This is a genomic window from Agromyces sp. NDB4Y10 (assembly GCF_001620055.1).
GTDB classification, from domain to species: Bacteria; Actinomycetota; Actinomycetes; order Actinomycetales; family Microbacteriaceae; genus Agromyces; species Agromyces indicus.
Genome location: NZ_LQGY01000021.1, coordinates 12,950 through 27,584 on the forward strand (window position 1 = coordinate 12,950; position 14,635 = coordinate 27,584).

A 14,635-nucleotide genomic window follows, 5' to 3' on the forward strand; every position below is an offset into this window, starting at 1 on the left:
CCAACGTCGCGTCGCATGCTGGACCGGTCGGCCCGGCCGGCAGGACGACGGAGTTCCCATGCACGATGACGACGACCTCGACCAGCGGATCGCGCGGTTGCAGCGACTTGCGTACGGCGCGGACGCCTCCGATGCCGATCGTGCCGAGGCAGCGGCCGAGCTCGCCGCCCTGCGCACCGGCGGCGGCGATCACGATGCCGACGGCCCGCCGCTCACCCCGGCGCCGTCCGCCGCCCCGGACGACGGCCGGCCCGCCGAGGCGGACCGCGCCGACCGGTCGGGCGCCGATCCCACCGGCCGCCCGACCCGATGGGGACTGCGTCGCGTGCTCGCGTCGTCGTCGGCGGCGCTCATCGTGGGCGTCGCGATCGGCTGGGGCGTCGGGGGCGCCATCCCGCCGTCCGAGGGAGCGGATGTGGGCGTGCCGGTCACCGAGACCGCGGCCTGGGACGTGTTCGATCGGCCGGCCACCGACGGCGACTTCGTGCGGCATCCGCCACCGCTCATCGACATCGACGCCGACGACTCGACCCGCCGGTTGCTCCTGACGCGCTCCGACGGCGTCCGGCTCGTCGCGGTGCGCACCGCGGACGGCGAGAATGCGTGCCTCATTCTCGCCCTGCCGGTGGGCCGGCCCGCGACCGCCTGCACGACGGAGGGTCGCTTCCCGCGCGAAGGGCTCCGCGCGGAGATCTCGGTGCAGGGCGTCGGAGTCTACCTCGCCGGCTGGACGCCGGACGGCCGTGCGGAGGTCAACGCCGCGTCGGCGCCGACCGGCTGACCGTCACACCCGATTCCCAACCTCCCGTCGCATGCTGGGCGACCAGACCGGCAGGACGACGGAGTTCCCATGCCCGACCACGACGACCCGGACGAGCGCATCGCCCGACTGCAGCGCGCGGCGTTCGGCGCGAACGTGCCCGACGCGGAGCGCGAGGCGGCCGCACGCGAGCTCGCGGCCCTGCGGTCCGCCGGTCCGAGCCGACCCGTGGCCGCCCCCGAGCCGAGGGCGGGCGGCGAGCCCCGCGCGGAGTCCCCGGCGGACCGCGCCGACGACCGCGAGCATCCGACCTCCGCGCCGTCGCGGACCACCCTCATCGCAGCGACCGCGGTCGCCCTGCTCGTCGGGCTCGCCGCGGGGCTGACCCTGGATGCCGTCATCCCCGAGCCCGATGAGCCGGGTTCGGTGCCGACCTCGGAGACTGCGGCGTGGCGGGGGTTCGACGCGCCGGTGCCGAACGGCGACCGCGTCCGCTACCCGGCACCGCCCGTCGAGGTGGATCTCGACCGCGACAGCCGGCGCCTGCTCGCCGCGCGCTCGGACGGCGTCCGCGTGGTCGCGGTCCGGAGCGAGGACGGCCGGGACGCGTGCCTGGTGCTCGTCGTGCCGTCGGGTCCGTCGGCGGCGTCGTGCACGTCCGACGGCCGGTTCCCGCCCGACGGGCTCGTGGTGCGGACCGAGCAGCCGGACACGGGCACCTTCAGCGCCACGTGGGATGCGAACGGTCGTGTCTCGCTCGGCCCCGAGGAGCCGGAGGACTCGGCCGGCTGAGCCGCCCGCGGCATCCGCCCGCTACGCGGCGTCGACCCCGACCGCGTCGTTGCGACGGTCGCGCCACGCGAGCCAGTGCCGCACGGGCGCGTCGTCGTAGTCGGGCCCCGAGACCCCGAGCGTGAACAGGCGCACGCCCGCGTCGTAGAGGGCGTCGGCGTGGTCGTCGTCGAGGCGGCCGCGCGAGAGCTCGTTCGACACGGTGATGTCCGAGACGTCGCGCCCGACCCGCTCGCCCCAGCGGGCGAGCACGTCGAGCTTGTGCGCGATCGCGTCGGGTCGCACGAACGAGTGCCAGATGTCGGCGTGCTCGGCCACCAGCCGCAGCGTCTTCTGCTCGCCCTGCCCGCCGATCATGATGGGGATCTCGCGGGTCGGACCGGGGTTCAGCTTCGCCCAGCGCGCCTTCACCCGCGGGAGGGCCTCGGCGAGGTCGTCGAGCCGGGAGCCGACCGTGCCGAACTCGTAGCCGTACTCGTCGTAGTCGCGCTCGAACCAGCCCGACCCGGTGCCGAAGATGAAGCGACCGGTGTCGCCGCCCTTCGCGCTGATGTGGTCGAGCGTGCGGGCCATGTCGGCCTGCAGGTCGGCGTTGCGGTAGGAGTTGCAGTTGACGAGCGTGCCGAACTCGACGCGCTCGGTCTGCTCGGCCCACGCGCCGAGCATGGTCCACGCCTCGAAGTGCAGCCCGTCGCGGTCGCCGGAGAGCGGGAAGAAGTGGTCCCAGTTGAAGACGACGTCGACGCCGAGGTCCTCCATGCGCAGCACCGCGTCGCGGATCTGCCCGTAGGTCGCGTGCTGGGGCTGCAGCTGGATGCCCAGGCGGGCGGGTGCGGTGAGGCTCATGGTTCGAGCGTAGGTCGGCGGTGAGCGGCATCCCACCGTGTCAGCCGAGGGCGAACGGATGCCGCGGCGCCGGCGTGGGGCGCCGCGGCATCCGGGGAGCGGGAGCTACCCCTGCGCTCGCTCCCTCGTCGGCACCGCCGGAGCGGTGGCCGGGTCCGCAGCGGCGTCGGCGCTCCCCTCGTCGACGGCCGCCTCCTCGCGGAGGTCGAGCATCGGCACCGCACGGCGGAACCCGCGCGTGACGATGCCGAGCAGCACCAGGCCGAGGGCGAGCCAGATCAGGCCGACGACGAACGTGCGTCCCGACAGGCTGGTCCAGAGCCACACCGTCAGGCCGAAGCCGATGAGCGGCAGCACGAGGTTGTTCACGACGGCCGCGCCGGAGCGCTCACGCCGGTCGATGAAGTAGTGCTTCACGACGGTGAGGTTCACGACCGAGAAGGCGATGAGCGCGCCGAAGCTGATCATCTCGACGAGGAGGCCCAGGTCGATGACGACGGCGAACAGCGAGATCGCCGAGACGACGAGGATCGCGACGACCGGCGTGCGGAACCGCTCGGACAGCCGACCGAAGACGGCCCGCGGCAGCACCCGGTCGCGGCCCATGGCGTAGAGGATGCGCGCGACGGACGCCTGCGAGGTCAGTGCCGAGCCCGTCGCCCCGGCGATGTAGGCGGCGGTGAAGAAGATCGCGAGGAACTGCCCGCCCGCGGCGCCCATGACGTCGAGCGCAGCCGAGTCGACATCCGTGAACGCGTTCGACGGGAACGCGAGCTGCGACAGGTACGACAGCAGGATGAAGATGACGCCGGCCGCGATGGTCGTGATCATGATCGCGCGCGGCACGGAGCGCGTCGCGTCCTTCGCCTCCTCGGCGAGCGTCGAGACCGCGTCGAACCCGAGGAACGACAGGCAGAGCACCGCGGCGCCCGCGAAGAGCACGCCCGTGCCCTCCACGGTCCCGTCGCCGGTGAACGGCGCGACCGGGTCGACCTGGCCGGTGCCGCCGATGGAGACGAGGCTCAGCACGATGAAGGCGGCGATGAACAGGGTCTGCACGGCGATGATCACGAAGTTGGCGCGCGCGACCGACAGGATCCCGACCACGTTGAGCACGGTCACGAGCGCGATCGTCGCGACGATGAAGACCCACTGCGGCACGGCGGGGAAGGCGGCGTTCAGGTAGATGCCGATCACGAGGTAGTTGATCATCGGCAGGAACAGGTAGTCGAGCATGAGCGACCAGCCGGCGAGGAAGCCGACGCCCGGCCCGAAGGTGCGCTGCGCGTAGACGTACGCCGAGCCCGCGTACGGGTAGGCGGCGGCCATCCGGGCGTACGAGCGGGCGGTGAAGAACATGGCCACGAGCGTGATCGCGTACGCGAGCGGCACGCGCCCTCCCGTGAGCTGCGTGACGATGCCGTAGGTCGTGAACACGGTGAGCGGCACCATGTAGACGAGGCCGAACAGCACGAGCGAGGGTACGCCGAGCACGCGGCGCAGGTGCATTCCCTCGGTGGCGGATGCCGCGTGGCCGGGCGTTCCGGCGACGGTGGTCTGTGACATCGCGGGGTGGGTCCTTTCAGGGGTGGAGCGCGACGCTGCGCTCGGGTTCTGCGTGGGGGTCCGGGGCGGAGGCGGTCGGGGCCGCGTCCGCCGGCGTGAGTCGTGGTGCGCCGGCGAGGTAGGTCTCGCGCACCGCGACGGCGGGCAGGTCGTGCGGGTCGACCGTGCGCGGGTCGCGCGCCAGCCGGACGAGGTCGGCGCTCGCACCGGGGACGATGCGTCCCCACGGTGCGGCGGCGTGGTCGGCGAACGCCTGGTGGGCGACCGCCGAGGTGTAGGCGCCGAGCGCGGCCTCGATCGGCACGATCTCGTGCGGGGTCCATCCGCCCGCGGGCTCGCCGTCGACCGTGCGCCGGGACGCCGCGATCGCGAGCCCGTCGCGTGGGTCGCCCGACGAGACGGGCCAGTCGGAGCCGAACGCGAGGGTCGCGCCCGTGCCCGCGAGCGAACGCATCCGGTATTGGCGGTCCGACCGCTCCCGGCCGAGCCGCGGCACGGTGAGCACGGTCATGAGCGCGTCGAGCTGCGCCCAGAGCGGCTGCATGTTGGCGATGACGCCGAGCTCGGCGAACCGGGCGAGGTCGGCGTCGTCGATGAGCTGGGCGTGCGCGATGACGGGGCGACGGTCGCGCGGGCCGTTCGCGTCGATGGCGCGCTCGATGGCGTCGAGCGCCTGGCGCACGGCCGCGTCGCCGATGGCGTGGACGTGCACCTGGAAGCCCGCGGCATCCGCTGCGCGCACCGCCTCAGCGAGGCGCTCGGCGCCCCAGACCGACATGCCGTGCGAGTGCAGGCCCGAGCAGTACGGTTCGAGCAGGGCGCCGGTCTCGTTCTCGACCACGCCGTCGGCGAAGAACTTGATCGTGTTCGCGGTGAGCAGCGGCGACCCGGCCGCCGCGACGCGGTCGCGGGCCATGGCCATCCCGGGCAGGTCGCGGAGGAACCGCCGTGGGTCGGCGTACAGCGCCAGGTTGAACCGCAGCGGCAGGGCCCCGGATGCCGCGGCGGCGAGGTAGACGTCGAGGTCGGCGGGTTCGACCCAGGCGTCCTGCACCCAGGTCACGCCGCGCTCGAGGTAGTAGCGGCCGGCGCGTTCGAGGGCGCGGACGCCGGCCTCGACGGAACGCGGCGGCATGACCGCCGTCACGAGGTCGACGGCGCCCCACTCGCGGAGGGTGCCGAGGGGCGTGCCGTCCTCGCGGCGGGGGATCTCGCCGAGCTCGGGCTCGGGCGTCGCGGCGTCGATGCCGGCGAGCTCGAGCGCCCGCGAGTTGACCCACACCGTGTGGTAGTCCCAGGCGCGCAGCAGGACCGGCCGGTCGGCGACCGCATCGTCGAGCCATCGCGCGTCGAAGAGGCCCTGCTCGGCGAGGCTGCCGTCGTACGACGCGCCCGTGATCCACTCGAGTTCGGGGTGCGCCTCGGCGTACCGGCGCACCTCCGCGACGATCTCCTCGACCGACCGGCACGAGCGCACGTCCGGTCCGTCGGCCTCGAGCCCGCCGAACATCGGGTGGGCGTGCCCGTCGCCGAACGACGGCATGAGGAACCCACCCTCGAGGTCGATGCGCTCCACCTCGCCGGCAGCGGATGCCGCGGCCTCCGCCGCCGCGCCCACCGCGACGACCACGCCGTCGCGCACGAGCAGGGCGCGCTCGTCGCCGGCTCCGGCACCGGTCCACACCGTGCCGCCGTGGAAGAACGTCGTCGTCACCGCACCTCGTCTCGTCGGGGTCGTTCGCCGGACGTCGCGGACCGCGGCATCCGTTTACGAACAGTGTTCGTGTTTGCGTGCGGTCACGTTACACTCCGGAGCACGGCGACGGAAGACCCCGGGAGGGATTCGTGACACGGCTGAAACGCGAGCAGCTCATCAGCGCCGCGCTCGACCTCGTCGACGAGGAGGGCGGCGACGCCCTCACCATGCGCTCGCTGGCCGCGCGGGTCGACCGGCAGGTGTCGTCGCTGTACAACCACGTGGGCAGCCGTGCCGAGCTCATCGAACTCGTCCGGGCGCGGATCGTCGAGGGCATCGACGTCTCGGCCTTCGGGGTGCACCCGTGGGATGCCGCCCTCGAGGCCTGGGCGCGCTCGTACCTCACCGCGTTCGCCGCGCACCCCAACGTCATCCCGCTGCTCGCGACCACCCCCATCCGCGACCGATCCACCCTCGAGATGTACGAGACCGTCGTGGGCTCCCTGCTCGCGGGCGGCTGGTCGACGCGCGACGCGGTCGCGGTCATGCGCACCGTCGAGGCGCACGTGCTCGGCTCGGCGCTCGACATCGTCGCCCCGGGCGACCTGCTCACGCAGGCGTCGGTGCCCGTCGAGCTCGCGTCGCTCCGCTCGGCCCTCGACCCGGAGCACGCCGACGCCTCGGGCGCCGAACGCGCCTTCCGCCTCGGCCTCGACGCGCTCATGCACGGCCTGCGCGCCCGGCACGCGGGCACGGGCCGCGCCTGACGCGTCGTCGCCGAGCGCGCGGGCGATCACGAACGTGCAACACCGCGCACGAAAGCCGCGCCGGGTCGTGTCGCGGCGCAACGAACGGTCGTACACTCCCCACATGGACAACCTCGACCGCGCCATCCTCGACCTGCTCCGGCAGAACGCCCGGGCGGGGTACGGCGACATCGGGTCCTCGGTGGGCCTGTCCGCCTCCGCCGTGAAGCGCCGCGTCGACAAGCTCGTCGCCGACGGCGTCATCAAGGCGTTCACCATCCAGGTCGACCCCGCCGTCGACGGCATGAGCACGGAGGCCTACGTCGAGCTCTTCTGCCGCGGCACGGTCGCGCCCGACGAGCTCCAGCGGATCCTGCAGAACGTGCCCGAGGTGGTCTACGCGGGCACGGTCACCGGCAGCGCCGACGCCATCGTCCACATGCGGGCCCGCGACATCACCTCGCTCGAGGACGCCCTCGAGCGCGTGCGCATCGCCCCGAACGTCGACCACACGCGCAGCGCCATCGTGCTGTCGCGGCTCGTCAACCGGAACCGCGACTGACGGCCGCCGGCATGCGGTTCACGGTCGACGGCGACTCCGGCACCCCGCCCTACGAGCAGCTGCGCATGCAGGTCGTCGACGCCGTGCGCGACGGCCGGCTCCCCGCCGGCGCCAAGCTGCCCACGGTGCGCGCCCTCGCCGAGGAGCTCGGCCTGGCCGTCAACACCGTCGCGCGCGCCTACAAGGAGCTCGAGGCCGACGGCGTGGTCGAGGGCCGCGGGCGGGCCGGCACCTTCGTACTCGCGACCGGCGACCCGGTCGAGCAGGCGCTGCAGGCCGCGGCATCCGTCTACGCCGACGCGGTCGGCCGGCTGGGCGTCGCCGCACCCGAGGCGCTCGCCGCGGTCGAACGGGCGCTCCGCTCGCGGTCGGCGACCGGCTAGCGCGACGGCGCGGTCAGCCGGCGGCCTCGGCGGGCGCCGGGATCGGCTCCTTCGGCAGCTTGCGCACCTTCTGCCGGCGCCGCCGCCGCTCGGGGATCATCGAGCGCATCTCCTCGAGCTTGCCGAAGCACAGCAGCCGGTCCTCGGCCTCGAGCACGACGCCCTTGCGCGGGTTCGGGATGACCGTCGTGCCCCGGTGCAGCGTGAGCACCGTGATGTCCCGGTCCCACAGCCCCGACTCGCCGAGCGTCGTGCCGACGAGGTCGGCCGCGCCGTGCACGACGAGCTCCGCGACGCCGTAGCCCGTGGAGACGGTGAGGCGCTGGCGCACGTCGATCTCGGGGAACGCGACCTGGTTGGCGATGTAGTCGATGATGGCGCCCGCGACATCCAGGTTCGTCGCCGTCTCGATGCCCTGCAGCCCGGGCGACGAGTTGACCTCCATCACGAGCGGGCCCTCATTGCCCTCGAGCATGTCGACGCCGGCGACCTTGAGGCCCATGATCTGCGCCGAGCGCACGGCCGCCTGCTCGTACTCGGGCGTGAGCTCGACGGCGGCCACGGTGCCGCCCCGGTGCACGTTCGAGCGGAACTCGTCGCCCGCCGCGCTCCGCCGCATGGCGGCCACGACGCGGTCGCCCACGACGAGGGCACGGATGTCGCGCCCGCGGCTCTCCTTGATGAAGCTCTGGATGAGCACGTTCTGCTTCGTCGAGTGCAGCGTCTCGATGATCGCCTCGGCGACCTTCACCTCGGGGGCGAGGATGACGCCGATGCCCTGGGTGCCCTCGAGCAGCTTGATCACGACGGGCGCGCCGCCGACGCGCTCGATGGCGGGGCGCAGGTCGGCGCGGTTGCGCACGAACGTCGTGGCGGGCATGCCGATGTTGTGACGCGAGAGGATCTGCGTCGCGCGGAGCTTGTCGCGCGCGTTCGTGATGCCGTTCGCGGTGTTGGGCGTGTACACGTCCATCTGCTCGAACTGGCGCACCACGGCCGTGCCGAAGTACGTGATCGAGTTGCCGATGCGGGGCAGGATCGCATCGTAGTCCGACAGCTGCCGGCCGCGGTACTGCAGGTCGGGTTCCGGGCCGGACAGGTCGATGCCGAAGCGGAGCGTGTTCAACACCTTGACGTCGTGACCGCGCTGCTGCGCTGCAGCACGGAGACGCTGGGTCGAATAGGCGTGGGGCGCGCGCGACAGGATCGCGAGTTTCATGGGGTGGTCCCTGCGAAGATGGTTCGGATGACAGAGCCCACCCATTCAAGCACCATCGCCGGATGGCGCGAGTGGGTGCGCCTGCCCCAGGCCGACGTCGAGTGGATCAAGGCGAAGCTCGACACGGGCGCGCGCTCGTCGGCGCTGCACGCGTTCGACGTCGAGGAGTTCACGCGGGACGGCGTCGACCGGGTACGGTTCGGCATCCACCCGTGGCAGGACACCGACCAGGACGCCGCCACGGTCGAACTGCCGGTGCACGACCGCCGCGTGGTGCGCAGCTCGACGGGCCACACGCAGGAGCGGATCGTGGTCCTCATGGACCTCGTGCTGCTCGGCCGCGAGGTGACCGCCGAGGTGACGCTCACGAACCGCGACGAGATGGGCTTCCGCATGCTCATCGGTCGCGAGGCGCTGCGCAACGGGTTCCTCGTCGACGCCGGGCGGTCCTTCGTCGGCGGGCGGGCGCCCCGCGCCATCCGTCGCCGCAACCGCGGTCGCGCCTGACCCGCCGGTGGTCGAGTAGGACGCGAAGCGCCCGTACCGAGACCCCGCCGGTGGTCGAGTAGGACGCGAAGCGCCCGTACCGAGACCCCGCCCTCAGGCGGCCGCCAGCTCTCCCTCGAGCCGCGCCACGTCCTCCGCCCGGCACAGCTCCGTCGCCGGCAGCATCGCCGTCGCACTGCCCGCTGCGACCGCGGTCCGGAACGCGTCCGCGAGCGGGCGGCCCTCGGCGAGCCGCAGCACGAGCCCGGCCAGGAAGGAGTCGCCCGCGCCCACCGCGCTCGCGACCTCCACGCGCGGGGTCGCGAGCCGGAGCGTCTCCCCCTCGCTCACGAGGATCGCGCCGCGGCCGCCGAGCGTGAGCGCCACGATGCGCGACCGCCCCGCCGCGACGAGCGACCTGGCGGCGTCGACCATCGCCGCGTCATCGAGCTCCCCACGCGCGCCGACGAGCTCCGCGAGTTCGTCGCGGCTGGGCTTGATCAGGTGCACGCCCGCGTCGAGCGCGGCCGCGAGCGCCGGCCCCGAGGCATCCACCACCAGCCGGATGTCGTGGTCGGCCGAGATGCGCGCGAGCATCGCGTAGAAGTCGTCGGGCACGCCCGGCGGGAGGCTGCCGCTCGCGATGAGGAACCCGCCGACGGGCAGGTGGTCGGCGACGACCGAGAGGCACGCGCGCCACTCCGGCTCGCGCAGCGTGGGCCCCTGGAGCACGAACCGGAACTGCTCGCCCGTCGCGAGCTCGTCGACCGTGAAGCTCTCGCGGGTGTTCCCCGCGATCGTGACGACGCGGCCGATGATGCCCGCCTGCTCGAGGAATCCGCGATACGCCTGGCCGGTGGGCCCGCCCAGCGGGTACACCGCGATCGAGTCGCCGCCGAGGTTCCGGATGGCGCGGCTCACGTTCACGCCGCCCCCGCCCGGGTCGAACCGGCTCGGGCCGCACCGCAGCTTGTGCTCGGGCATCACCCGGTCGACCGTGCTCGACACGTCGAGCGCGGGGTTCATGGTCAGCGTGACGATCGGCGCGTGCACGGACATGGGTCGAGCCTACGGGGGAGGCATGCGGAAGGGGCGGCCGCTCGCGCGACCGCCCCCCTCGTGGCATCCGTTCTGGGAACCCCTAGATGACGCCGTCGGAGATCGTCGTCGGGTTGCCGAACCGGTGGTTGGTGATCGAGATGGCCTGCTCGTGCAGGAACGGCAGCAGCTCGACCCGGCCCGACGGGGTCACCGGGTGCGCCCACACGGCGAGGTCGGGCGTGCCGTTCGTCGCGTCGGCGAGCGCCGCGGCCGAGCCGCCGACCAGGCGCACGCGCGAGGTCGTGATCTCGCCCTTGGCGGCGCGAGCCAGCCACCCGGCGTCGCCCTCGCGGACCACGCGGATGTCGCGAGCCGCGAGGATCGCCCGCACGCCCTTGGGCAGCTCGTGGGCGGTCGAGACCTCGAGCTTCGACTTGGCGAGCAGACCCGCGGCGATGACGCGGAGGCCATCGGCGAGGGTCGCGTCCTCGCTGATCCGGACGGTGACGGGCAGGGGCAGGTAGCGGAACAGGTTGCGCTCCACGCCCACGCCCGAGACGTCCTTGACCGTGCCGTACTCCTCGGCCCAGGCGACCTCGTCGGAGAGGGCGCCGCGGCGCAGCACCTCGTAGGAGTCGTAGTCGAGCGACGACTGCGACGCCTCGATGAGCTCCGCGACGCGCTTCTCGAGGCCGCGCAGGTGGAGCGAACGGCTGCCGTCGCCGTGGTCGGGCCGCCAGTCGCCGAGGCCGAGCAGGTAGTTCGGACCGCCCGCCTTCGCGCCGGCGCCGACCGACGAGCGCTTCCACCCGCCGAACGGCTGCCGCTGCACGATCGCGCCGGTGATCCCGCGGTTGACGTAGAGGTTGCCGGCCTCGACGGTGTCGAGCCAGGTCGCGATCTCCTCGGAGTCGAGCGAGTGCAGGCCCGCGGTGAGGCCGAAGTCGACGGCGTTCTGGAAGCGGATGGCCTCCTCGAGGTCCTTGGCGTGCATGACGCCGAACACCGGGCCGAAGAACTCGGTGAGGTGGAAGTACGAGCCGGGCTTCACGTTCGCACGGATGCCGGGCGACCAGAGGCGGTTCGTGTCATCCAGCGGCTTCGGCTCGACGAGCCACTCCTCGTCGGCGCCGAGCGTCGTGAGCGCGTGCAGCAGCTTGCCGTTCGCGGGCTCGACGATCGGGCCCATCTGGCTCGACGGGTGCTCGGGCCAGCCGACGCGGAGGCTCGTCGCGGCATCCACCAGCTGGCGGCGGAACCGCTCGGACTTCGCGACCGAGCCGACGAGGATCACGAGCGAGGCGGCCGAGCACTTCTGGCCGGCGTGGCCGAACGCGCTCTTGACGACGTCGGATGCCGCGAGGTCGAGGTCGGCGGACGGCGTCACGATGATCGCGTTCTTGCCGCTCGTCTCGGCGAGCAGCGGCAGGTCCTTGCGGAACGAGCGGAACAGCTCGGCGGTCTCGTACGCGCCCGTGAGGATGACGCGGTCGACCTTCTCGTCGGAGACGAGCTTGGTGCCGAGATCGCGCGAGCCGAGGTCGACGAGCGCGAGCAGGTCCTTCGGGATGCCGGCCTCCCAGAGGGCCTCGACCATGACCGCGCCCGAGCGCTGCGAGAGCTTCGCGGGCTTGATGATCACGCCCGAGCCCGCGGCGAGCGCGGCGAGCACGCCGCCCGCGGGGATGGCGACGGGGAAGTTCCACGGCGGGGTGACGACCGTGAGCTTCGACGGGACGAAGCGGGCGCCCTGCACGTGGTCGAGCTCGCGGGCGCGCTCGGCGTAGTAGTGCGCGAAGTCGATCGCCTCGCTGATCTCGGGATCGGCCTCGGCGATGGTCTTGCCGGTCTCGGCGGCCATGACCTCGATGAGGCGGTCGCGGTTCGCGGCGAGCGCGAGGCCCGCGCGGTGCAGCACCGCGGCGCGCTCATCGCCCGAGAGCCGGCCCCACTCGGCGCCGTTGGCGGCCACGGTCGTCATGAGCTGCTCGAGCTCGTCGACCGTCTCGATGCGGTTGGCCTGCAGGGTGTCGATGCCGAGCGTCGAGCCGGGGACGCGCTCGAGGATGCGGCGACCCCAGTCGCGGTTCGCGGCGAGCGCGGGGTCGGTGTCGGGCTCGTTGCGGAACCCGGGGGTGACGCCGGGACCGGCGAGCGCGGCGGCCTCGTCGGCGTAGCCGAGCACGGGCTCGCCGTCGGAGCCGCGCGTGATGCCGAGCACCACGCTCGTCAGCGAACCCTCGTGCTGGTCGCCCGGGGCGGGGGCGCCGGTGACGGTGCCGGCGAGCTCCGCGGCATCCTTCTCGTCCCACTCGGTGCGGCGGTTCTGGGTGCGGTTCGGGCCGGGCGCGGGGGCCTCCGGGTCCTCGCCCTCGAGGGCGGCGAGCGAGGCGAGGTAGCGGTCGCGCTCGCGCTCGAACAGGGCGCGATTCTCGCTCAGCTCGAACACGGCCGACATGAAGTTCTCCTGGCTCGCGTTCTCCTCGAGCCGGCGGATGAGGTACGCGATCGCGACGTCGAACTCCGACGGGTTCACGACCGGCGTGTACAGCAGCAGGCGGCCGACGTCGCCGCGCACCGCCGCAGCCTGGCCGGTGGCCATGCCGAGCAGCATCTCGAACTCGACGCCGTGCTCGACGCCGCGCTCCTTGGCGGTGAGCCACGCGTGGGCGACGTCGAAGAGGTTGTGGCCGGCGACCCCGAGCTTCACGGCGTCGATGCGCTCGGGGGTCATCGACCAGTGGAGGACGCGCTTGTAGTTCGTGTCGGAGTCCTGCTTGGTCGAGTACGTCGCGATCGGCCAGTCGTGGATGGCGGCGTCGACGTGCTCCATGGCGAGGTTCGCGCCCTTGACGACGCGCACCTTGATGGGTGCGCCGCCGGCGGCACGGCGGGCGAGCGCCCACTCGGTGAGGTCCTGCATGGCGCCGAGGGCGTCGGGCAGGTACGTCTGCAGGACGATGCCGGCCTCGAGGCCGCGCAGCTGCGGCTGGTCGAGCACCTTCTTGAAGACCGCGATGGTGAGGTCGAGGTCGCGGTACTCCTCCATGTCGAGGTTGATGAACTTCGCCTGGCCGCGCGCGGCGCCCTTCGCGGCGAGCTCGTACAGCGGCGTGAGCTTCTTCACGACCTTCTCGACGGCTTCGTCGAACGACCACATCGAGAGCTGGCTGACGACGCTCGACACCTTGATCGACACGTAGTCGACGTCGTCGCGCGCGAGGAAGTCGTAGGTGCCCTTGAGTCGGCGGTCGGCCTCCTGCTCGCCGAGCACGGCCTCGCCGAGGAGGTTGAGGTTCAGGCGGTTGCCGGTCTCGCGAAGCTTCTCGATGGCCGGGCCGAGCTTGGCGGGCGTCGCGTCGAGCACGAGGTGGCCGACCATGGCGCGGAGCACGCGGCGGGCGATCGGGATGACGATCCACGGGAACGCAGGCGCCATCGCCCCGCCCAGGCGGATGGCGGCCTTGAGGTACGCGGGCAGGAACTTCGGGGTGAGCTTCGCGACCTGCGCGAGGTTGCGACCGGCGACGCCGAGGTCCTCGGGGCGCATGACGCCGTCGACGAAGCCGACGGTGAAGGCCAGGCCGTTCGGGTCCTTCAGCACGCCGGCGAGGCGCTGGGCGGCGGGGTCGACGGGATGGGTGCTGCTCTCGGCGAGCCAACGCTCGACAAGGGCGACGACGTGGTCGGTGCTCGGCACGACGTTCGCGAGCGTGTTCTGAGTGGTCACGACGGCGATGTCCTTCGATCTCTGGGTAGGGGGAGTGCGCGGGGTGGTGCGCACCCGCCGATTCCAGTGTGCGCCCGCGACATCCGTTCAGTACAGCGAACGAATCCGATGCATACTGTTCATGTTTCCCGAATGTTCGGTGTCCGTCATCCGGCACGCCGAACCTAACCCCACGGATGCCGCACGAGGAGGTGCCACGCGATGCTCGACGTACGCCGCCTGCGCCTACTCGTCGAGCTCAGCCGCCGGGGCACGCTCGCCGCGGTCGCCGACGCGCTCGCGTACAGCCCGTCGTCGGTCTCGCAACAGCTCGCGCAGCTCGAGAAGGAGGCCGGCGTCCCGCTCCTGGTGCAGGTCGGCCGCCGGGTGCAGCTCACGCCGCAGGCCGAACTGCTCATCGGGCACGCGCAGGCCGTGCTCGAGCGGCTCGAAGAGGCCGAAGCGGATGTCGCGCGGTCGCTCACGACCGTGAGCGGCACCGTGCGCATCGCCGTGTTCCAGTCCGCGGCGCACGCCGTCGTGCCGCAGGCGCTCACCCTCCTCGCGCAGGAGCACCCGGACCTGCGTGTCGAGATCACCGAGCGCGAGCCGGAGCTCGCCCTGTTCGACGTTGCCGCGCGCGACTTCGACCTCGTCGTCGCGGAGCAGTACCCGGGGACGACGAGGCCGCTGCACCCGGAACTCGACCGGGTTCCGCTCGCCCGCGACGCGATCCGGCTGGCGCTCCCGCCGCATCCGTCGTCGCGCCGCCGTGCCGCCCGCCGGGTGGACCCCGCCGCCGCCCCGGTCGACGTCGACGCGCCGCCCG

Annotated in this window: 13 protein-coding genes; 7 read left to right on the forward strand and 6 right to left on the reverse strand. The window is 72.9% G+C overall.

The annotated features are described in order from the left end of the window. Positions 1 to 58 precede the first annotated feature (58 nt). Together AVP42_RS05150 and AVP42_RS05155 are read left to right on the forward strand one after the other, a co-directional pair. A complete protein-coding gene (locus tag AVP42_RS05150) occupies positions 59 to 781 on the forward strand; it encodes a hypothetical protein (protein ID WP_067946789.1) in 723 nt (240 codons plus the stop codon). A gap of 69 nt (positions 782 to 850) precedes the next feature. Next, positions 851 to 1,552 carry a hypothetical protein gene (locus AVP42_RS05155; protein WP_067946791.1) on the forward strand — a complete coding sequence of 234 codons (702 nt, stop codon included), beginning with the start codon at positions 851 to 853 and terminating at the stop codon, positions 1,550 to 1,552. Between the two features lie 21 nt (positions 1,553 to 1,573). Here AVP42_RS05155 and AVP42_RS05160 read toward each other — a convergent pair whose 3' ends face one another. The 3 genes from AVP42_RS05160 to AVP42_RS05170 all read right to left on the reverse strand — a co-directional run bounded on the left by AVP42_RS05160 (position 1,574) and on the right by AVP42_RS05170 (position 5,678). Next, complete coding sequence (locus AVP42_RS05160) at positions 1,574 to 2,398, reverse strand: LLM class F420-dependent oxidoreductase (RefSeq protein WP_067946793.1); 825 nt, start codon at positions 2,396 to 2,398, stop codon at positions 1,574 to 1,576. A gap of 105 nt (positions 2,399 to 2,503) precedes the next feature. Next, entirely contained in the window at positions 2,504 to 3,964 is a 1,461-nt protein-coding gene (locus tag AVP42_RS05165) for an APC family permease (RefSeq protein WP_082847013.1), read from the reverse strand. 16 nt (positions 3,965 to 3,980) lie between these two features. Further along, positions 3,981 to 5,678, reverse strand: a complete 1,698-nt coding sequence (locus AVP42_RS05170; RefSeq protein ID WP_067946795.1) for an amidohydrolase — start codon at positions 5,676 to 5,678, stop codon at positions 3,981 to 3,983. A 131-nt stretch (positions 5,679 to 5,809) separates the two neighbouring features. On the opposite strand from AVP42_RS05170, the gene AVP42_RS05175 reads away from it, so the two are divergent. The 3 genes from AVP42_RS05175 (at position 5,810) to AVP42_RS05185 (ending at position 7,351) form a co-directional block, all read left to right on the forward strand. Further along, positions 5,810 to 6,427: a TetR/AcrR family transcriptional regulator C-terminal domain-containing protein gene (locus AVP42_RS05175; RefSeq protein WP_067946797.1), complete on the forward strand. Its 618-nt coding sequence runs from the start codon at positions 5,810 to 5,812 to the stop codon at positions 6,425 to 6,427. Between the two features lie 103 nt (positions 6,428 to 6,530). After that, on the forward strand, positions 6,531 to 6,968 hold the full coding sequence (locus tag AVP42_RS05180; protein WP_067946799.1) for an Lrp/AsnC family transcriptional regulator: 438 nt from the start codon (positions 6,531 to 6,533) through the stop codon (positions 6,966 to 6,968). Positions 6,969 to 6,979: 11 nt separating this feature from the next. Further along, positions 6,980 to 7,351, forward strand: a complete 372-nt coding sequence (locus AVP42_RS05185) for a GntR family transcriptional regulator (protein ID WP_067946801.1) — start codon at positions 6,980 to 6,982, stop codon at positions 7,349 to 7,351. Positions 7,352 to 7,364: 13 nt separating this feature from the next. On the opposite strand, the gene AVP42_RS05190 is transcribed toward AVP42_RS05185, so the two are convergent. After that, positions 7,365 to 8,570: a RimK family alpha-L-glutamate ligase gene (locus tag AVP42_RS05190; RefSeq protein WP_067946803.1), complete on the reverse strand. Its 1,206-nt coding sequence runs from the start codon at positions 8,568 to 8,570 to the stop codon at positions 7,365 to 7,367. A 27-nt stretch (positions 8,571 to 8,597) separates the two neighbouring features. On the opposite strand from AVP42_RS05190, the gene AVP42_RS05195 reads away from it, so the two are divergent. Continuing rightward, a complete protein-coding gene (locus AVP42_RS05195) occupies positions 8,598 to 9,077 on the forward strand; it encodes a RimK/LysX family protein (RefSeq protein ID WP_067946811.1) in 480 nt (159 codons plus the stop codon). 93 nt (positions 9,078 to 9,170) lie between these two features. Here the strand turns inward: AVP42_RS05195 and AVP42_RS05200 are convergent, their stop codons facing one another. Then, complete coding sequence (locus tag AVP42_RS05200; protein WP_067946805.1) at positions 9,171 to 10,115, reverse strand: 1-phosphofructokinase family hexose kinase; 945 nt, start codon at positions 10,113 to 10,115, stop codon at positions 9,171 to 9,173. An 82-nt stretch (positions 10,116 to 10,197) separates the two neighbouring features. Next, entirely contained in the window at positions 10,198 to 13,827 is a 3,630-nt protein-coding gene (locus AVP42_RS05205; protein ID WP_067946807.1) for a bifunctional proline dehydrogenase/L-glutamate gamma-semialdehyde dehydrogenase, read from the reverse strand. 201 nt (positions 13,828 to 14,028) lie between these two features. Between AVP42_RS05205 and AVP42_RS05210 the strand changes: the two genes are divergently transcribed. Beyond that, on the forward strand, positions 14,029 to 14,635 hold a 607-nt coding region (locus AVP42_RS05210; protein WP_157356738.1), incomplete at its 3' end, for a LysR family transcriptional regulator.